The 19,149-nt window shown below is 64.7% G+C and carries 19 protein-coding genes; 5 read left to right on the forward strand and 14 right to left on the reverse strand.

Annotation, left to right across the window (positions count from 1 at the left end; translation table 11 throughout):
* Positions 1–14: 14 nt before the first annotated feature.
* The 14 genes from QA649_RS27690 to ugpC form a co-directional block, all read right to left on the reverse strand.
* The gene (locus QA649_RS27690) at positions 15–317 is read right to left on the reverse strand and encodes a nucleoside triphosphate pyrophosphohydrolase family protein (protein ID WP_283019971.1); all 303 of its coding nucleotides are present in this window, start codon (positions 315–317) and stop codon (positions 15–17) included.
* A gap of 26 nt (positions 318–343) precedes the next feature.
* Positions 344–871 carry a carboxymuconolactone decarboxylase family protein gene (locus QA649_RS27695; RefSeq protein ID WP_283019972.1) on the reverse strand — a complete coding sequence of 176 codons (528 nt, stop codon included), beginning with the start codon at positions 869–871 and terminating at the stop codon, positions 344–346.
* Between the two features lie 485 nt (positions 872–1,356).
* Positions 1,357–1,716, reverse strand: coding sequence for an OB-fold domain-containing protein (locus QA649_RS27700; protein ID WP_283019973.1), 360 nt, complete (start codon positions 1,714–1,716; stop codon positions 1,357–1,359).
* Complete coding sequence (locus QA649_RS27705; RefSeq protein WP_283019974.1) at positions 1,713–2,849, reverse strand: thiolase family protein; 1,137 nt, start codon at positions 2,847–2,849, stop codon at positions 1,713–1,715. Before QA649_RS27705 ends, QA649_RS27700 begins: the two co-directional genes overlap by 4 nt.
* 128 nt (positions 2,850–2,977) lie before the next feature.
* The gene (locus QA649_RS27710; RefSeq protein ID WP_283019975.1) at positions 2,978–4,177 is read right to left on the reverse strand and encodes a CoA transferase; all 1,200 of its coding nucleotides are present in this window, start codon (positions 4,175–4,177) and stop codon (positions 2,978–2,980) included.
* A 126-nt stretch (positions 4,178–4,303) separates the two neighbouring features.
* Positions 4,304–4,510 carry a hypothetical protein gene (locus QA649_RS27715; RefSeq protein WP_018645722.1) on the reverse strand — a complete coding sequence of 69 codons (207 nt, stop codon included), beginning with the start codon at positions 4,508–4,510 and terminating at the stop codon, positions 4,304–4,306.
* 119 nt (positions 4,511–4,629) lie between these two features.
* Entirely contained in the window at positions 4,630–5,799 is a 1,170-nt protein-coding gene (locus QA649_RS27720) for an acetyl-CoA acetyltransferase (protein ID WP_283019976.1), read from the reverse strand.
* A 60-nt stretch (positions 5,800–5,859) separates the two neighbouring features.
* Entirely contained in the window at positions 5,860–6,510 is a 651-nt protein-coding gene (eda, locus tag QA649_RS27725; RefSeq protein WP_130362361.1) for a bifunctional 4-hydroxy-2-oxoglutarate aldolase/2-dehydro-3-deoxy-phosphogluconate aldolase, read from the reverse strand.
* A gap of 10 nt (positions 6,511–6,520) precedes the next feature.
* Positions 6,521–7,495 carry a sugar kinase gene (locus tag QA649_RS27730; RefSeq protein ID WP_283019977.1) on the reverse strand — a complete coding sequence of 325 codons (975 nt, stop codon included), beginning with the start codon at positions 7,493–7,495 and terminating at the stop codon, positions 6,521–6,523.
* Between the two features lie 29 nt (positions 7,496–7,524).
* Positions 7,525–8,511, reverse strand: a complete 987-nt coding sequence (gene denD / locus QA649_RS27735) for a D-erythronate dehydrogenase (RefSeq protein ID WP_283019978.1) — start codon at positions 8,509–8,511, stop codon at positions 7,525–7,527.
* Between the two features lie 66 nt (positions 8,512–8,577).
* A complete protein-coding gene (locus QA649_RS27740; protein ID WP_283019979.1) occupies positions 8,578–9,504 on the reverse strand; it encodes a carbohydrate ABC transporter permease in 927 nt (308 codons plus the stop codon).
* Positions 9,497–10,450, reverse strand: a complete 954-nt coding sequence (locus QA649_RS27745) for a sugar ABC transporter permease (protein ID WP_283019980.1) — start codon at positions 10,448–10,450, stop codon at positions 9,497–9,499. Before QA649_RS27745 ends, QA649_RS27740 begins: the two co-directional genes overlap by 8 nt.
* Before the next feature lie 64 nt (positions 10,451–10,514).
* Positions 10,515–11,834, reverse strand: coding sequence for an ABC transporter substrate-binding protein (locus QA649_RS27750; protein ID WP_283019981.1), 1,320 nt, complete (start codon positions 11,832–11,834; stop codon positions 10,515–10,517).
* Positions 11,835–11,886: 52 nt separating this feature from the next.
* Positions 11,887–12,954, reverse strand: a complete 1,068-nt coding sequence (gene ugpC / locus QA649_RS27755) for a sn-glycerol-3-phosphate ABC transporter ATP-binding protein UgpC (RefSeq protein ID WP_018645714.1) — start codon at positions 12,952–12,954, stop codon at positions 11,887–11,889.
* A gap of 205 nt (positions 12,955–13,159) precedes the next feature.
* On the opposite strand from ugpC, the gene QA649_RS27760 reads away from it, so the two are divergent.
* The 5 genes from QA649_RS27760 to QA649_RS27780 all read left to right on the forward strand — a co-directional run bounded on the left by QA649_RS27760 (position 13,160) and on the right by QA649_RS27780 (position 19,146).
* Entirely contained in the window at positions 13,160–14,260 is a 1,101-nt protein-coding gene (locus tag QA649_RS27760) for a LacI family DNA-binding transcriptional regulator (protein WP_283019982.1), read from the forward strand.
* Positions 14,261–14,398: 138 nt separating this feature from the next.
* Entirely contained in the window at positions 14,399–16,225 is a 1,827-nt protein-coding gene (locus tag QA649_RS27765) for an IlvD/Edd family dehydratase (protein ID WP_283019983.1), read from the forward strand.
* Between the two features lie 136 nt (positions 16,226–16,361).
* Positions 16,362–17,093 carry an SDR family oxidoreductase gene (locus QA649_RS27770; RefSeq protein ID WP_283019984.1) on the forward strand — a complete coding sequence of 244 codons (732 nt, stop codon included), beginning with the start codon at positions 16,362–16,364 and terminating at the stop codon, positions 17,091–17,093.
* A gap of 121 nt (positions 17,094–17,214) precedes the next feature.
* Positions 17,215–17,961 (forward strand): SDR family NAD(P)-dependent oxidoreductase, encoded by a 747-nt coding sequence (locus QA649_RS27775; protein WP_283019985.1) that lies wholly within the window; start codon positions 17,215–17,217, stop codon positions 17,959–17,961.
* Between the two features lie 27 nt (positions 17,962–17,988).
* Complete coding sequence (locus QA649_RS27780; RefSeq protein WP_283019986.1) at positions 17,989–19,146, forward strand: serine hydrolase domain-containing protein; 1,158 nt, start codon at positions 17,989–17,991, stop codon at positions 19,144–19,146.
* Positions 19,147–19,149: the final 3 nt, after the last annotated feature.

Consider the following 19,149-nt stretch of genomic DNA (forward strand, 5'->3'; position numbering starts at 1 on the left):
GCTCACAGCTTGCTTCAACGACTCGCGGCTTCGCTCAGCCGCCGCTTGATTTTCTTCGCGCTCGCTTCGAGCAGCTCGGACGGCTTCTGGCCGGTCGCCGCGCAGAGGCAGGCCCAGTAGTAGATGACGTCGCCGAGCTCGTCGACGAGACCGGCCTGGTCGAGCCAGTTGTCGCGCAGCAGCTTCTTGATGTGGTCGGCGACCTCGCCGGATTCGCCGGCAAGGCCGAGGCCGAGATAGGACAGCCGCTCGTTGGACGGATGCTCGTCGACTTTCGCAACGCTCGCGGCCCAGGCCGCATATTCATCGATCGTCATGAGCATCCCTCGCTGCGGATTTCGGATCAGCCCACCACTTCGGTGACGGGCTGGAGATCGATCTCGAAGGTCTCCAGGAACTTTGACGTCATGATGTAGAAGCCGACCGAGAGCTGCAATTCGACCAGTGCGGCCGGCGTCAGCTTCGACGCGATCGCCTTGAAGGTCGCATCCGTCGGCTTGTTCAGCTTCACGATCTCGTCGGTGAAGGCGAGCACCGCGCGCTGGACGTCATTGAAACAGGTCGCGGCCTGCCAGTTCTCGAGCGCCTCGTTCTGCTCGTCGGTGACGCCGACATTCTTGCCGATGCGCTTGTGCGCGACGATCTCGTACGGAGCCTGGCACAGGATACCGGTGCGCGTGATCGCAAGCTCGCGCACGACCGGATCGAGCTCGCCCTTGTGCCTGATCGCGCCGCCAAGACGGCAGTACTGCTCAAAGTAGCTCGGCGAGTGCGCCATCATCCGGAAGATGTTGGCGTGGCGGTTCTTCTCGAGGATTTCGCGGGTGCGGTCGGATGCCTTGGACGGGTCGCTGTACTGAATGCGGGCCATGATTTTCCTGAAGTTTTCCCTGATCCTTTGATGCTTCTTGTCGCCATCGGCGAGAGTTCCCTGAAACTGTAATTGCGAGCGGACGCAGGAGCAACATCATCGAGTCAAAATGCCGCCGCATTGCTGATCGACCCTGACACAGTCGATATTCGCCGCGTGGGGACAAATCGCGGCGGATACTCGCAAGGGGTGTTCCGAGTAAAAACAATTGGCCGTCTTGCGCGCTCGCCGCGCAACGATGAGTCACGCCCAAGTCTAGGGAGAAAACGGCATGAAGGAAGCCACCAAGGGGGCGGCCTCGGGAGCGCTCGCGCATATGCTGGCGGTGACGGCGATGCTCGTCATCGCCAGCATCTTGTTCTACGGGCGTTGAGTTAAGCGTCGTAAGCGTGTTTTCGTCATTCCGGGGTGGCTCTCGCACAGGCCGGGCCCAGAATACCCGTTCCAGGTTCGGTCCTATGACCGCCCCCGAATGACGGATCCCACTACGTTCCCTTCGTGAAGAACGGCACGAGCTTGCCGGCGAACGGCCTGAAGCTAGCCGTGACGTCATCGCCGATGGCGAGTCCGTTGTCGCCATGCGCCATCATGCGAAAGCCTTCGGCGCAATCGACCAGCAGGATGTTGTAGGGCACGTGCGCGCGCGTCTCGGGCGTGGCGGCGCGGCAGACCAGCGAGGTCGCGTAGACCCTGCCCTTGCCGCTGGCGCGTTGCTCGCGCGGATCGGATGCGCCGCAGGCGGCGCAGAAGGCGCGATGGAAATACTGGACATGGCTGCATGAGGTGCAGGCCTGGTAGGTGATGGCTTCTTCACCCTTGGTCCAGTCCGCTAGACGCTTGCTCATCGCACCCGCTCCAGAAACATGCTGACATGGGACGACAGCACGCCGCCGTCGCCGTGCAAGAGCGCGATCGAGGCATCACGCACCTGACGATTCGCCGCGCGCCCCGTCATCTGCAGATGCGCCTCGACCAGATGCGCCATGGCGCCGCCGACACCGCAATGGCCATAGCTGAGCAGGCCACCATGGGTGTTCAGCGGCATCGCGCCGTCGCGGCCGAAATGGCCGGCGCGGACGCGGGCGGCCGCTTCGCCGCGGCCGGCAAGGCCGAGATCCTCCAGCAGCATCGCGAGCGTGATCGTAAAACTGTCGTAGATGGCGGCGTAGCGCACGTCTGATATCGCAAGGGCCGTAGCGTCCTTCGCGCGCGCGATGGAGATCTCGGCGCCGAGCTCGCTGAGAGCGGGCGCGGCGGTGACATGCTGGTGGGTGTGAGCCTGCGCGCAGCCGCGGATGCGGACGCCCGTCTCCCCGGTTCGCTCGCGGCTGATGACGACGGCCGCGCCGCCGTCGGACACCGGGCAGCAGTCGAGCAGTTTTAAGGGCATCGCCACCGGCTTCGAGGCCATGACGTCGGCGACCTCGATGGGATCGTGGAATTGCGCGCCGGGATGGGTGCAGGCGTGGGCGCGCATCAGCACGGCGAATTCGGCGAGGTCCTCTTCGGTCACGCCGTATTCGTGCATGTACCTGTTGGCAACGAGGCCGTAATAGGCGGGAATGGTCGGCCCCAGCGGCACCTCGTAGTCGGGATGGCCGACCTGAGCCAGCGCCTGGATCGAGGCGTCGCGGCTCTGCCCGGTGAGGCGGTTCTCGCCGGCAACGACCAGCACATGCTTTGCGACTCCGGCCACGGCCAGATGATGCGCGAGCATCGTCATCGCCAGGCCCGTGGCACCACCAACCTGCACGGCATGGGCGTAGGACGGGCGAATGCCAAAATGCTCGGCGAACACGGTGGCGAGCATGATGTGGGGCGAGACGGTGGAGTAGCCGCAGAGAACGCCGTCGATCTCGGTGCGCTTCAGCCCGGCATCGTCGAGCGCGAGTTGGGCGGCCTTGCTCATCAGGTCGAGCGAGGACGAGCCCTCGTGCTTGCCGAAAGACGTGAGGCCGACGCCGGTGATGAAGCTCATGGCACGCTCTCTCTGTTGTCATTCCGGGGCGATGCGTCAGCATCGAACCCGGAATCTCGAGATTCCGGGTTCGGTCCTGCGGACCGCCCCGGAATGACGAACGAGAGAGTCGTTTTCATCGCTTCCCTCTATTCCGGTGCCGCGCGCGTGACGCCATCGCGGACCATCGCCGCAATCTCGTCGGCGGAATAACCGATCTCACGAAGAATCTCCGCGCCGTGCTCGTTAAGCCGTGGCGCGAGCCTGACAGGCTCGGCCTCGGTCTCCGACCAGCTTGCCGTCACCTTCATGCTGCGGATCGGACCTTCGGTCGGATGGGTGACGACCGGGAAGAAGCCAGTCGCTTCCAGATGCTCGTCGTGCAGGATCGAGGCGAGGTCGTGCATCGGCATCACAGGCACGTCGGCGTTCGTCAGCAGCTCGATCCATTCCGCCGTGGTGCGCGTCTCGAAGATGCGCGCGAGCTCGGCATAGACGACATCGATATTGGCGGCACGGCCGGCGAAGGTGGCGAATTTGGGATCGGTGCGGAGATCGTCGCGCTCCGTGGCCTTGAAGAAGTTCTCCCACTGCTTGTCGTTGTAGACGATGACGCTGAGATAGCCGTCCGAGGTCTTGTACGGCCGACGGTCGCGCGAGAGGTGTCGGGCATAGCCGCCCTTGTCGAGCGGCGGCTCGTAGGTGAGCCCGCCCATGTGGTCGCCCATGACGAAGCCGGCCATGGTCTCGAACATCGGGATGTCCACACGCTGGCCGCGCCCGGTGCGGTCGCGATGCACGAGGCTGGCGCAGATCGCGCCGACCGCGGTGAGGCCGACGATGCGGTCGACCAGCGCGTTCGGCACGTAGCGCGGCACGCCGTCGCCGGTCTGCGCCATCAGCGCGGGGAGCGCGGTCGCACCCTGGATCAGATCGTCATAAGCGGGTTTTGCGGCATAGGGCCCGTCCTGGCCGAAGCCGAACACCCCGGCATAGACGAGGCGCGGGTTGATTGCGGAGACGACATCATAGCCGAGCTGCAGCCGCGCCATCGCCTGCGGACGGACGTTGTAGACCAGCACGTCGGCGTCCTTCAGCAGGCGCAGCACGGCTTCGCGCCCCGCAGGCTTCTTCAGGTCGAGGCAGATCGAGCGCTTGCTGCGGTTGGTGTTGAGGAACACCGGGCCCATGCCGGCATGGCGCATCGGGCCGATCAGGCGGGTGACGTCGCCGTCGAGCGATTCCACCTTGATGACGTCAGCACCGTAGTCGCCGAGCATCTGGGTCGCATAGGGTCCCATCAGCACGGTGGTCATGTCGATGACCTTGATGCCCTTCAGCGGCCCCATCGTTCGCTCCCGATTGCGCGGGCTCTGGAAGCAGCCCGGCGATTTCGGTCCAGCTAAAGACAGGGACGCCGCGCGCGCAAGGGCGGCCGGGGTATGGCCGCATGCGCCGCGCGGCGATATCGGCCGCTATTTCTTCTGGCGGGATTCCCGGATCTTCAGCAGCCGCTCGAGCTCGTCATTCTGCTGGTTGATGCGGTCGGCGATCCGCGACTCGTTCTGCTCGCCGGAGGCCGCCGCGGCCTGCTCAATGAGCTGGCGGATATTGTCCTCGAGGATCGCGATGCGATCGTTCAGTGCTTCGAGAGAAAGTGAATCTTCGTAGGCATTGCTCATGATGCGCGTCTCGCCAATCAATCAGGAGCCGTAGGGTGGGCAAAGCGAAGCGTGCCCACCATGATCTAACGCAAGGAAAAAGGTGGGCACGGCGCTTTCGCGCCTTTGCCCACCCTACCTTACTTCAGTGGCTCGAGCACCGAAACGTAGTTGGCGACGGCCGCGCCGCCCATGTTGAAGATGCCGCCGAGTTTGGCATTCTTGAGCTGCATGCCCTCGGGCGCCTGGCCGGCGAGCTGCATCGCGGTCATCACATGCATCGAGACGCCGGTGGCGCCGATCGGGTGGCCCTTGGCCTTGAGGCCGCCGGACGGATTGACCGGCAGCCTGCCGTCCTTGAGCGTCCAGCCTTCCTTGATGGCGCGGGCGCCCTGCCCCTTCGGCGTCAGGCCCATCGCTTCGTATTCGATCAGCTCGGCGACGGTGAAGCAGTCATGGGTCTCGACGAAGGAGAGATCGGACAGGGTCACGCCCGCCTTCTCCAGCGCGCGCTGCCAGGCGACCGTGCAGCCCTCGAACTGCAGGATGTCGCGCTTGGACATCGGCAGGAAATCCTGGGCATGCGCGGTGGCGCGGAAGCCGATCGACTTGCTCATGGCCTTGGCGGTCTCGGCATCGGCCAAAACCAGCGCCGCGGCGCCGTCGGAGACCAGCGAGCAGTCGGTGCGCTTCAGGGGACCGGCGACGTAAGGATTCTTCTCGCTCTCGGCGCGGCAGAAATCGAAGCCAAAATCCTTGCGCATCTGGGCGAAGGGATTGGCGACGCCGTTCTTGTGGTTCTTGGCCGCGATCAGCGCCAGCGCATCGGACTGGTCGCCGTATTTCTGGAAGTAGGAGCTGGCGATCTTGCCGAACACGCCGGCGAAGCCGCCGACGGTGTCGGCGTCCTCGGGCAGATAGGAGGCCTTGAGAAGGTTCTTGCCGATCTCCGGCCCCGGCGTGCGGGTCATCTGCTCGACGCCGACGACCAGCACGATCTTGGCGGCACCTGCGGCAATCGCGCGCAGGCCCTGATGCACCGCGGCAGAGCCCGTGGCGCAGGCGTTCTCGACGCGGGTCGCGGGCTTGAAGCGCAGCTTCGGGTCGGCCTGGAGCACCAGCGAGGCGGTAAAATCCTGCGGCGAGAAGCCGGCGTTGAAATGGCCGAGCACGATCTCGTCGACGTCGCTGGCCGAAATGCCGGCATCCGCCAGTGCCTCGTTGGCGACGCGGGTGACGAGGCTTTCGACGGTTTCGGTGTCGAACTTGCCGAACGGCGTATGCGCCCATCCGACGATGCTGGCGGTCATGGTCTCTTCTCCCTGGGGTCTTTCACCTGAGCTAAGTCTTAGCCCAGGGATGGCAAGACTTCACGCAGGTTTAAGGGCCTGGAGGGTGCGCTGGCAGATGGCAGTTATGCCGGCCCAGTTCCCGGCCCTGATCTCCGCCGTCGGGCACAGCCAGGAACCGCCGACCGCGACCACGTTGGGCTCGGCGAGCCAGGTCGCCGCATTGGCCTCGCCGACCCCGCCGGTGGGGCAGAACCGCACGTTCGGGAACGGGCCGCCGAGCGCGCGCAGGCCCTTGATGCCGCCGGCCTGCTCGGCCGGGAAGAATTTTGCGACGTCGAAGCCGTGGGACAGCGCCAGCATCAGCTCGGAGGCCGTGGCGATGCCCGGCGCGAACGGCAGGGAGCTGTGAGCTGCGGCCTTCAGGAGATCCGGGGTCAGGCCCGGGCTGATGCCGAACGCGACGCCGAGCTTCTCGACACGGGTGAAGTCGGCCGGATTGAGGATCGTGCCGATACCGACGACCGCCTCCGGGACCTCGGCCATCATCGCCCTCGCCGCCTCGATCGCAACGGGGGTGCGCAGGGTCACCTCCAGCGTACGGACGCCGCCGGCGACCAGCGCGCGCGCCAGCGGCACGGCATCCTGGATACGCTCGATGGTCAGGACGGGAATGACGGTCGCAGCCTTGAACAGCGCGACGAGGTGGTTCTGTTGGGCAGACGTGGTCATGGGTCTCGATTCATTTGGTCGCTTGGCGAGAGGCCGCCGGCCGGTGCCGCTTCTTCGGCGGCATGGCATAGCCCGGAATGATGGCGCCGGGATAGCAGATCACAAGGCTGGCGAGGCGATGGCCGGCCTGGGCGGCCTCGACCGGCTCGGCGCCGGTAAGCCGGGCCGCGATATAGGCCGCGGCGAAGCTGTCGCCGGCGGCGGTGGTGTCGACCACGGGCTTGGTCATGGGCTCGGCGCGGACCTCGTGGGTCCCGCCGGGGAAGCGCAAGAGGCTCACCGGCTCGGCCAGCCGGAACACCAGCTCGGGCGTCGGAATGCGCGCCATCAGCTGCTCGTGGCTTTCGCCGGGGTAGAGCGCGAGCAGGTCCTCGGTCGAGGTCAGCACGATGTCGGCGGCCGCGAAGGCCGCGGCAAACACCTCGCGCGCGACATCGCGATCGGGCCAGCCGCGGGTGCGGAAATTGGTGTCGAACACGAAGCGGGTGCCGAGCAGGCGCGCGCGCTTGATCGCCGCAAACAGGCGATCGCGCCCGGCCGCATCGTAGATCGAGAGCGTGATCGCGGAGAGATAGACGATGTCGTAGCTCATCAGCGAGTTGAGCAGCTCGTCGGTCTCCGGCAGGCTCATCAGCTGCCGCGCCGCCGCGCTGTCGCGCCAGTGGAAGAACTGGCGCTCGCCCTTGGCATCCGTCTGGATCATGTAGAGGCCGGGCAGCTTGCCCGGCAGCCGCACGACGCGCCGCGTGCCGACGCTCTCCGCATTCCAGGCCGCGATCATCTCATCGCTCAAGGCATCGTCGCCGAGCGCGGTGAGATAGTCGACCTTGACCTCGAGCCGCGCGAGATACACGGCCGTGTTGAGGGTGTCGCCGCCGAAGCCGCGTGAGTACAGGCCACCGCCCTGTCCCTGCCCGGCAGACGCGCCACCTTGGGCCTGCCGGAGCTCGACCATGCATTCGCCGATGCAAGCAACGCTCGCCATCGTCATATCCACGCTGTTCATCGGTTAGGTCAGGCGACGAAGTTGCCGCCGAGCTCGTCTTCGATGTGAATGCGGATGATATCGTCGAAATTCTTCTCGGCGGTGGTGAAGCCGAGCTCGCGCGACCGCTTCGCATCGAAATTGCGCGGCCAGCCGCCGACGATGCCGACGATGAAGGGATCGGGCTCGCGCTTGATGCGGGCGGCGACCTTTTCGCCGGCAACACGCTTCAACGCGGCGATCTGCTCGCCGACGGTGGCCGACAGGCCGGGCATGGTCAGGTTGCGGCGCGGACCGACGGTGGCGAGGTCCATGGTGCCGGCGTGGAGCAGGAAGCCGACCGCGGAGCGCGGCGTGGCGTGCCAGTGGCGGACGTCCTCGGAGACCGGGAGCACCGCTTCCTTGCCGGCCAGCGGCTCACGCAGGATGTTGGAGAAGAAGCCCGATGCCGCCTTGTTGGGCAGGCCGGGCCGGATGCAGATGGTCGGCAGGCGGATGCCGATGCCGTCGAGGAAGCCGCGGCGTGAGTAGTCGGCAAGGAGCAGTTCGCCGATCGCCTTCTGGGTGCCGTAGCTGAGCAGCGGGGTGTGGAAGAACTCGTCGCCGATTGCATCGGGGAACGGCGCGCCGAACACCGCGATCGAGGACGTGAACACCACGCGCGGCTTGTAGCCGCCGCCGGCAAGCCTGATCGCGTCGAGCAGCATCCGCGTGCCGTCGAGATTGATGCGGTAACCCTTGTCGAAATCGAGCTCGGCCTCGCCCGAGACGATCGCGGCGAGATGGAAGATCGCGTCGGGGCGGCCGGCGATCAGCTTCTCGGCCGCGCCCGGGACTGCGAAATCGCCCGACACCGTCTCGACGGCAAAACCGGCTTTCTCGGGCTTCTTCGGCTCGACCACGTCGTGCATGGTGAGCTTCGTGATCTCGCTCTTGCCGAGCCGGCCGTCGCGCAGCAGCCGTTCACAGAATTTACGGCCGACCATGCCGGCGGCGCCGAGAACCAGAATGTGCAAGAGCTCAACTCCTTCTTATTGGCCGGAACGCGCCGCTCCTGACGCGCCCTCAGGCAAGCCCCGCGATCATTCCTTCACGGCGCCGGTCATCGCCGACACATAATGCTCCACGAAGAAGGCGTAAAGGATGACGAGCGGCAGCGAGCCGGCCAGCGCCCCCGCCATCAGCGAGCCCCAGCGGTAGATGTCGCCGTCAACGAACTCGTTGACGATCGCAACCGGCACCGTCTTGTTGCTGGTCGACTGCAGGAATGTCAGGGCGTAGATGAACTCGTTCCAGCACAGGGTGAAGCAGAAGATGAAGGCCGAGATCAGGCCGGGGATCGCCAGCGGCAGCACGATCTTGATCAGGATCTGCCAGCGGCTCGCCCCGTCGATCAGGGCGCATTCCTCGAGCTCGAACGGGATGGTCTTGAAATAGCCCATCAACAGCCAGGTCGAGAACGGGATCAGGATGGTCGGATAGGTCAGGATCAGTGCCAGCGGCGAATCGAACAGGCCGTACTGGAACACGACCGTGGCGAGCGGAATGAACAGGATCGACGGCGGCACCAGATAGGCGAGGAAGATCAGCCCGCCGACGAGATTGGCGCCCTTGTAGCGCAAGCGCACAATGGCGTAGGCCGCGAGTACAGATGCGATGATCGAAAGCACCGTCGCACAGACGGCAACGTACATCGTGTTCCAGAGCCAGTGCGGGTAGTAGCTCTCGAACAGCAACTTGTGGAAGTGCTTGAACGTCGGATTCCAGGTCCAGAACGGATTGTACCTGTCGAGATCGAGCAGTTGCTCGTCGGGTTTCACCGACGTCAGCGCCATCCAGTAGAACGGGAACAGCAGGACGATGACGATGATCGCAAGCGGCAGATACAGTGTCACGATCCGGCGTGGTACTGACTGCAGGTAGCTCATGCCCTCGCTGTGATCGGCCGTAGGCGACGAGCCCGACAGCACGTTCTTGAGATCGATGGATCGGGTGGGCAGGTCAGTCATTGCTCTCTCCCTGCTGCCACTTGCGACGCTGCAGGCCGAACCAAGAGACCATGATCGCAGCCAGCAGGAACGGAATCATGGCGCTGGAGATCGCGGCTCCCTCGCCCAGCTGCCCGGCGATGATCGCGCGCTGGTACGACAGGGTCGCCATCAGATGGGTGGCGTTGACGGGGCCGCCGCGGGTCATGGCCCAGATCAGCTGGAAGTCGGTGAAGGTGAACAGCACCGAGAAGGTCATGACGACAGCGATGATCGGCGTCAGCAGCGGATAGGTGATGTATCGGAAATTCTGCCAGCGCGTGGCGCCGTCGAGGGTTGCAGCCTCATAGAGCGACGGCGAGACGGTCTGCAGGCCCGCAAGCAGCGTGATCGCCACGAACGGCACGCCGCGCCAGATATTGGCGAAGATCACGCAAATACGCGCCCAGGTCGTGTCACCAAGGAAGTTGATGTTCTGGTTGATCAAGCCGAGGTGCTTCAGCGACCAGGAGATGATCGAGAATTGCGAGTCGAAGATCCACCAGAACGCCAGCGCCGAGAGCACCGTCGGCACGATGAAGGGGATCAGGACCATCGCACGCAACATCGCCTTGAACGGCATGTTCTCGTTCAGCAGCAGCGCGAGATAAAGCCCGATCGCGAATTTGAGGGCGCTGGCGACGAAGGTGTAGAGCAGCGTGTTGAACACCGACAGCCAGAAGATGGAATCGTCCCACAGCCACTCATAGTTCTCGGTCGCGACGAAGTGCCCCACCCTGCCGATGCGGGTGTCCGTGAAGGACAGCCAGATCCCGAGCCCCAGCGGATAGGCCAGGAAGAAGATCAGGAACGCCATGGCCGGCACCATGAACCAGAAGCCGAGCCAGTTGCGATTGTGTTTGAGCTGGGTCCAGGCGTTGTCCTCGCTCATCTGAGGCTTGGCCCGGGGAATTGCGACATCAGCCATGCCCGATATCCCTGATCGAAATGTTGACGAGCGGGCGGCCGGATGGCCGCCCGCCCCGTGACCGTCAGCGATAGATTCGCTTCAGCTGGCGCTCGGCTTCCGCCATCGCACCCTTCGCATCCTTGGCGCCGGTGCAGTAGTTGGCGAACATGTCGACGACGATGAAATCGGCGATCGCGGTCGCCGCCTTCTCACCGACCGTGCCGATGCCGGCCGCCGGCAGCGTGCGCTTGGAGGCCTGCGAGAACACGGCGTTCTTGGGATCGGCGGTCCAAATCGGCGCCGACTCGTAGGCGTTCAGGGTCTGCGTCAGATAGCCCTGCGCGCCGTCCAGCCACTTCTCGTAGTTCTCCTTCTCCAGCATGAAGGCGACGAAGGCCTTCGATGCGTTCGGATATTTGGTGAAGTTGAAGGCGAGGATCGGCAGCGCGAGCTGCAGCTCGGTCGGCTTGCCGACCGGCCCGACCGGCCAGAGCGCGTGATAGGTGTCCTCGGTGAGCTCCTTCTTGGTCGCGTCGGTCTTGGCGGCCACATAGATCGAGATGCCGTTCGCCGTGCAATAGAGCTCGCCGGCGAGGTACGCCTTGTTGTTGGAAGAGTCGTTCCAGGACGCCGTGCCCGGGATGAAGCTCTCATACAGCGCCTTGCAATATTCCAGCGCCTTCGCCGTCTCCGGCGAATTGATGATGATCTTGTCGTTCTGGTCGACCGTATAGGCGCCGTGGCCCCATAGCACCCAGTGCAGCCACGAATTGCCGTCGCCCGAGGCATGCCCGAGCGCGAAGCCGGCCGGCGTGTTGTTCGCCTTGAGCGCCTTGCACATCTCGAGGAAGCCGGGGAAGTCCTTCGGGAATTCCTTGAAGCCGGCCTTGTCGAGCGCCGACTTGCGGTACGTCATGTAGCCGCCGTTGGTCGCAACGGGAATGCCGAGCCAGTCGTCGCCGAGCTTGCAGGTCTTGGCGGCCGCATCGGTCCAGCCGCCGTATTTCTTGCCGAGATAATCGGCAACGTCATTCATCTTCAGGACTTTGGTGGGGAACAGCTGCGGCAGCGTGTGCAGGCCCCAGGCGAGATCGAGCCCCGAGCCGGTGTTGGCCGCAACCGAGGCCTTCGGCTGCACGTCCTCGAAGGACTCGCTGAACACGTTCATCTCGGTGCCGGTCGCGGCCTTGAACGCCGCCACCATCGCGTTGAACGCATCGTCTTCCGCCGGCACGAAGCGCTTCCACCGCATCACGGTCAGCTTGGCGCCCGGCTCCGCCTTCCAGGGCGCGCTCTGCGCCCAGGCCCTGGCGAAATCGAACAGTGCCGGCCCGGTCAGCATGCCGGTGGCAGCCAGAGCCGTTCCGCCCTGAAGCAGAGACCGGCGGGTAAAGTCTTGCATGTCGTCCTCCCTGTAATGCTTTTTGTTGTCTTATGACTTGTCGTCTTGTGCGCTAAGCATTCATGCGCTTGCCCGTCGCATCGTCGAACAGATGGACCAGCGACGGATCGGGCTTCAGCCGCACCTTGTCACCCGGATTGAACTGGTGACGCTCGCGGAAGACCGCGACCACCTGCTCGCCGCCGAGCTTGGCGAACACCTGCGTCTCCGAGCCGGTCGGCTCGACCACGATGATCTCGGCCTCGGCACCGTCATCGGCGATGGTGAAATGCTCGGGCCGCACGCCGTAGACGGCGGGACGGCCGTCGGAAGCCGCCGGCGCAGTCTTGAGTGGCAGCTTGACGCCGTTCGGTCCCTCGAAGGTCGCAACGCCGTTGACGCGCACATGACCCTTGAGGAAGTTCATGGCGGGCGAGCCGATGAAGCCGGCGACGAACTGGTTCTCCGGCTTGTCGTAGAGCTCGAGCGGCGTGCCCATCTGCTCGACGATGCCGTCATGCATGACGACGATCTTGTCGGCCATGGTCATGGCCTCGATCTGGTCGTGGGTGACGTAGACGGTGGTGGTCTTCAGCCGCTGGTGCAGCTCCTTGATCTCGGTGCGCATGGCGACGCGCAGCTTGGCGTCGAGGTTCGACAGCGGCTCGTCGAACAGGAAGACCTGGGGATCGCGCACGATGGCGCGGCCCATGGCGACGCGCTGGCGCTGACCGCCGGAGAGCTGGCGCGGATAGCGGTCGAGCAGCGGTGACAGCGCGAGGATCTCGGCGGCGCGCTTGACGCGCTTGTTGATCTCGTCGGAGCCGGCATTCCGCAGCTTCAGTGAGAAGCCCATGTTGTCCGCGACCGTCATGTGCGGATAGAGCGCGTAGTTCTGGAACACCATCGCAATGTCCCGCTCCTTGGGCTGGACATTGTTGACGACGCGGTCGCCGATCGAGATCGTGCCGGAGGTGATGTTCTCGAGGCCGGCGAGCATGCGCAGAAGCGTCGACTTGCCGCAGCCGGAGGGGCCAACCAGGACGACGAACTGGCCGTCCTCGATCGGAATCGTGACGCCGTGCAGGACTTCAAAATTGCCGAACGATTTCCGCACGTCGCGGATTTGCACAGACGACATCTAGCTCCCTCCTCCGACTCAGGCAGCGCAGCTCTGGCGCCGCCACCGTCTTGTTTTTCCGAACTTCGCCGAACGAAGCCCACGCTATAGCAGGCGACATTGTCGGCAGTTTGTACGGCTTTGGCAATTTGTCTTTGGTTAGTCGTTGCTGGTAGCGCTGTCAACGATCCTTTGTTTGCGACAGTGGCTATGCTAAGAGCAGCAAATGGGTCGAAAACGCACCAAGTCAGGCAAAATCCGGCTGGCGGAAGTCGCCGAGCTTGCCGGCGTGAGCCCGATTACAGCGTCCCGTTTCTTCCGCAATCCCGAGGCGCTGTCGGTGGCCAAGCGGACGCGGGTCGAAAGCGCGGCCAAGGAGCTCGGCTACGTGCCCAACCTTGCGGCACGCGCCCTCGCCTCGCAGCGCACCGAGGTGATCGGTGTCTTGATTCCGTCACTCACCAACAACGTGTTTTCCGACGTGCTGCGCGGCATCTACGACGCCTCCGAAGGCAGCCGTTACTCGATCCAGTTGTCCAACACACGCTACAGTATTCTCCAGGAGGAGAAGCTGCTGCGCCTGTTTCTGGCGCAGAAGCCGGCCGGGCTGATCGTCACCGGCATCGACCAGACCGAGGAATCGCGCGCGATGCTGGAGGCGGCCGACTGCCCGATCGTGCAGATCATGGAGGTCGGCCCCAATCCGGTCGACATGATGATCGGCTTTTCCCACTATGATGCAGCACGCGCGGCGATTGCTCACCTGTTCGCGCAAGGTCACCGCAAGGTCGGCTTCGTCGGCGCACGCATGGATCCCAGGGTGCAGCGGCGGCTGGACGGATATGTCTCCGCCATGAAGGACGCCGGCCTGTTCGAGCAGCGCCTCGTCGTCACGACCGCGACGCCGACCTCGGTGACGCTCGGCGGCGCCCTGTTCACCGACCTCCTGGCGCGCGAGCCCGACCTCGACGCGGTGTTCTGCGCCAATGACGACCTTGCGCTCGGCGTGCTGTTCGAATGCCGCCGCCGCGAGATCGGCGTCCCCGAGCAGATCGCGATCGTCGGCTTCAATGACCTCGAATTCATGGCCTCCGCCGTCCCCACCCTCACCAGCGTGCGCACCAACCGCTACGAGATGGGCAAGACGGCCGCCACCATGCTGATCGAGGCGATCGAGGGACGGCGCCCGGCGCAGCCGGTGCTCGACCTCGGCTTCAGGGTGATAGAGCGGCAAAGCTCGTCGTCACGGCACCCGGACAATAGACCGGCCCTATCGGGCGGCGCTGCACCGAACAAAATGGTAGCGTTACCAAACAGCCATGACTAGTATCGAACTTGTGAGGAAACGACCCGCCAACGGGCAGGCAGACCATTGCTCACGCCGTTGGGCATCGCACAAGCCGACAACCCAAGATTTGCGCCGGTGACTGACGCCAGTGCGTTTGCATTGCAGGAGAAAACAACAATGACAAAAAAGCCAACCAATGGGCACGCGCCCGGTAACGGCGCCCGCCGCCACCTTCGCTCGCAGGACTGGTTCAACAACCCGCATAATCCGGGCATGACCGCGCTCTATATGGAGCGCTATTTGAACTACGGCCTCACCCGCGCCGAGCTGCAGTCCGGCAAGCCGATCATCGGCATCGCCCAGACCGGCAATGACCTCTCCCCCTGCAACCGCCACCACATCGAGCTCGCCCACCGCGTCCGCGAAGGCATCCGCGAGGCCGGCGGCATTGCGATGGAATTCCCGACTCACCCCATTCAGGAGACCGGCAAGCGCCCGACCGCGGCGCTCGACCGCAACCTCGCCTATCTCGGCCTGGTCGAGATCCTCTACGGCTATCCGCTCGACGGCGTGGTGCTGACCACCGGCTGCGACAAGACGACGCCCGCCTGCATGATGGCTGCGGCGACCGTCAACCTGCCCGCGATCGTGCTGTCGGGCGGCCCGATGCTGAACGGCTGGCACGACGGCGAGCGCACCGGCTCCGGCACCATCGTCTGGAAGTCGCGCGAGCGGCTCGCGGCCGGCGAGATCGACTATGAGGAGTTCATGGAGATCGTGGCCTCCTCGGCGCCCTCGGTCGGCCATTGCAACACCATGGGCACGGCCTCGACCATGAATGGCCTTGCCGAAGCGCTCGGCTTCTCGCTGCCGGGCTGCGCGGCGATCCCCGCCCCCTATCGCGAGCGCGGCCAGATCGCCTACGAGACGGGCAAGCGCATCGTCGAGATGGTCTGGGAAGACCTCAAGCCCTCGGACATCCTGACCCGCAAGGCGTTCGAGAACTGCATCGTGATCAACTCGGCGATCGGCGGCTCGACCAATGCGCCGATCCACATCAACGCGCTGGCCCGCCACATCGGCGTCGAGCTGTCGATCGACGACTGGCAGAAGGTCGGCCACGACGTGCCGCTGCTGGTCAACATGCAGCCGGCCGGCTTCTATCTCGGCGAGGAATTCCACCGCGCCGGCGGCGTGCCGGCCGTGGTGCGCGAATTGATGAAGCACAAGCGCATCCACGAGGACGCCCTCACCGTCAACGGCCGCGGCATCGGCGAGAACTGCAAGGATGCGCCCAAGCCCGACGACGACGTGATCTGGGCCTACGACAAGCCGCTGGTGAAAGATGCCGGCTTCCTGGTGCTGAAGGGCAATCTGTTCGATTCCGCGATCATGAAGACCTCGGTGATCTCCAAGGAATTCCGCGACCGCTACTTGAGCAACCCGAAGGACCTCAACGCCTTCGAAGGCCGCGCCATCGTGTTCGAGGGCCCGGAGGACTATCACGAGCGGATCGACGACGCCTCGCTCGGCATCGACGAGCACTGCGTGCTGTTCATCCGCGGCACCGGGCCGATCGGCTATCCCGGCGGCGCCGAGGTCGTGAACATGCAGCCGCCGGCGGCGCTGATCAAACGCGGCATCCTGTCCCTGCCCTGCATCGGCGACGGCCGTCAGTCCGGCACGTCGGGCTCGCCCTCGATCCTCAATGCTTCGCCGGAGGCCGCCGCCAATGGCGGGCTTGCGGTCCTCAAGACCGGCGACAAGGTGCGCATCGACCTCAACAAGGGCAGCGCCAACATCCTGATCTCGGACGAGGAGCTGAAGAAGCGCCACGCCGAGCTCAAGGCCAATGGCGGCTTCAAGCATCCGCCGAACCAGACGCCGTGGCAGGAGATCTACCGCAACACCGTCGGCCAGCAATCGACCGGCGCCTGCATGGAGCTCGCCACGCGCTACCAGAACGTCGCCGGCACCTTTGGTGTGGCGCGGGATAATCACTGAGTTAGGTACGTGTAGCCCGGATGGAGCGTAGCGAAATCCGGGTTCACCATCCGCGAACGCAGGATCCCGGATTACGCTGGCGCTCCATCCGGGCTACGGCGTCACGGCAATGAGGAAAATCGAGGAGAACAAGAAAATGGCAGACCGCCTCAAGGGTAAGCGCGCCGTCGTCACGGCTGCGGCAGCGGGCATCGGGCGCGCTTGCGCTATCGCATTCGCGCGTGAAGGCGCAACCGTCATCGCCACCGACATCAACGAGGCCGGCATCGCTGGCCTGACCAAGGAAGGCATCGCCGAGGTCGCAAAGCTCGACGTTCGCAACACCGCCGACGTCAACGCCTTCGCCAAGCGGATCGGCAAGATCGACATCCTGCTCAACGCGGCCGGCTTCGTGCACCACGGCACCATCCTCGAATGCTCGGAAGAGGATTTCGACTTCTCGTTCGACCTCAACGTCAAATCGATGCACCGGACCATCAGGGCCTTCCTGCCCGACATGATCGCGGGCGGCGGCGGCAGCATCGTGAACATCTCGTCCTGCGCCGCGCTGCGGCCGCCGGCCAACCGCTACGTTTACAGCTCGTCGAAGGCGGCAGTGTCGCTGCTGTCGCGCGCGGTCGCGCTCGACTTCATCACCAAGGGCATCCGCTGCAACTCGATCTGCCCCGGCACCGTCGAGACCCCCTCGATGCTCGACCGCGCCGCCGCGCAAGGGCCGCAGGGCAAGGAGATGTTCATCTCCCGCCAGAAGATGGGCCGGCTCGGCACCGCCGAGGAGATCGCCAACATGGCAATCTATCTCGGCAGCGACGAGAGCGCCTTCACCACCGGCGTCGACCTCGTCGTCGACGGCGGCTACATGCTCTGATCAGCTCCCCATCCCGAGGAGGCGCGACTGCGCCGTCTCGAGGGATGGGCCACGGGCTCGATGGTTCGAGACGCGCGCCAAGTGCGCGCTCCTCACCATGAGGGATAGGGAGGGTTTCTCGATGAACAAGATCGACCTCAACGGCCGCGTCGCTGTCGTCACCGGCGGCGCGCAGGGCTTTGGCCGCGCCATCACCGAGCGCTTCGTTGCCTCCGGCGCCAAGGTCGCGATCTGGGATTTCGACGCCGCGCTGGCCGAGAAGGCCGCAAAGGAGATCGGCGGCGAGACAAAAGTTTTCAAGGTCGACGTCACCGATACAGCGGCCGTCGAGCAGGCCCGCGATGCGACGCTCAAGGCCTTCGGCAAGATCGACATCCTCGTCAACAATGCCGGCATCGCCGGCGTCAACAAGCCGGTCTGGGAGACCGATCTCGAGGAATGGCGCAAGGTTCTGCGCATCAACCTCGACGGCCCCTTCATCGTCTGCAAGGCGATCGTGCCCGAGATGCTCAAGCAAAAATACGGCCGGATCGTGAACATCGCCTCGATCGCCGGCAAGGAAGGCAATCCCAACGCATCGCATTATTCGGCGTCGAAGGCCGGCCTGATCGCGCTGACCAAGTCGCTCGGCAAAGAGCTCGCCGCACACGACATTCTCGTCAACGCGGTGACGCCGGCGGCCGCGAAGACCGCGATCTTCGACCAGATGACGCAGCAGCATATCGACTTCATGCTGTCAAAAATCCCGAAGGCGCGCTTCGTGCTGGTGGAAGAGCTCGCCGCGATGGTGAGCTGGCTCGCATCCGAAGATTGTGCCTTCTCCACCGGCGCGGTGTTTGATATTTCCGGAGGACGGGCGACCTACTGAGGCATGGCCGCCCGAGGGGGGCGGATCATGCAATTCGGTCGTCGGGATTTCGTGAAGCTTGCAGCGGGCGCAGGCGCGCTGCCCTTGCTGTCATCGGCGACATCAGCGCAACTCGCGCCCAACCCGCCGAGCGTCCGCCCGCCCTCGCCGGCCGAGCGCGGCGCCATGGCACGGCTCGCGCACAGCTTCATGGACAAGTACGGCGTGCCGGCACTGTCCGTTGCGGTCGGCTATGCCGGCACTGTTGTCCATGAGGACGCCTTCGGTGTTGCCGATGTCGAGCGGAACGAGGGCGTGACGCCGCGGCATCTGTTCCGGATTGCCAGCGTCAGCAAGATGATCACCTCGGTCACGATCTTCCGCCTGATCGAGGAGAACCGCCTGAAGCTGACGGATCGCGTGTTCGGACCTAGCGCGCTGCTCGGCACCGATTATGGACAGCCGCCCTACTCTGCCGGCATCGACCAGATCACGCTCGAGCATCTCTTGACCCACACCGCCGGCGGCTGGAGCAACGACAACCGCGACCCCATGTTCACCCATCCGCGGATGGATCATGCCGAGCTGATCGCCTGGACGCTCGCCAACCGGCCGCTGGACCGGCCGCCGGGCCAGCGCTACGCCTATTCCAATTTCGGCTATTGCGTGCTCGGCCGCGTGATCGAGAAGCTCACCGGCCGGCCCTATGCCGAGCATGTCCGCACCGACGTGCTCGCACGCTGCGGCATCACCGACATGACGATCGCCGGCAACACCCGCGACCAGCGCCAGGCTGGCGAAGTCGTCTATTACGGCCAGGGTGAAAATCCCTACAGCATGAATGTCCGGCGGATGGATTCCCATGGCGGCTGGATCGCGACGCCGGCGGATCTCGTACAATTCCTGATGCATGTCGACGGCTACACGAGGCCGGCGAACATCCTGCGGCCGCGCACGATCGAGCTGATGACCACTGCGCCCGGCTACAGCCCGGACTACGCCAAGGGTTTTTGCGTCAACAAATTAGGCAATTGGTGGCACAATGGCAGCCTGCCGGGCACCAGCACGATTGCCGTGCGCACCCATGGCGGCTTCTGCTGGGCCGCCTTCACCAACACCAGACGCGGGAATTCCGACATGGATGGCGATCTCGACAATCTCAACTGGAACATGGCGCGCCAGGTCGGCGAATGGCGGGTGGCCTGAGCC

The sequence above is a fragment of the Bradyrhizobium sp. CB1717 genome (genome assembly GCF_029714325.1).
GTDB lineage: Bacteria > Pseudomonadota > Alphaproteobacteria > Rhizobiales > Xanthobacteraceae > Bradyrhizobium.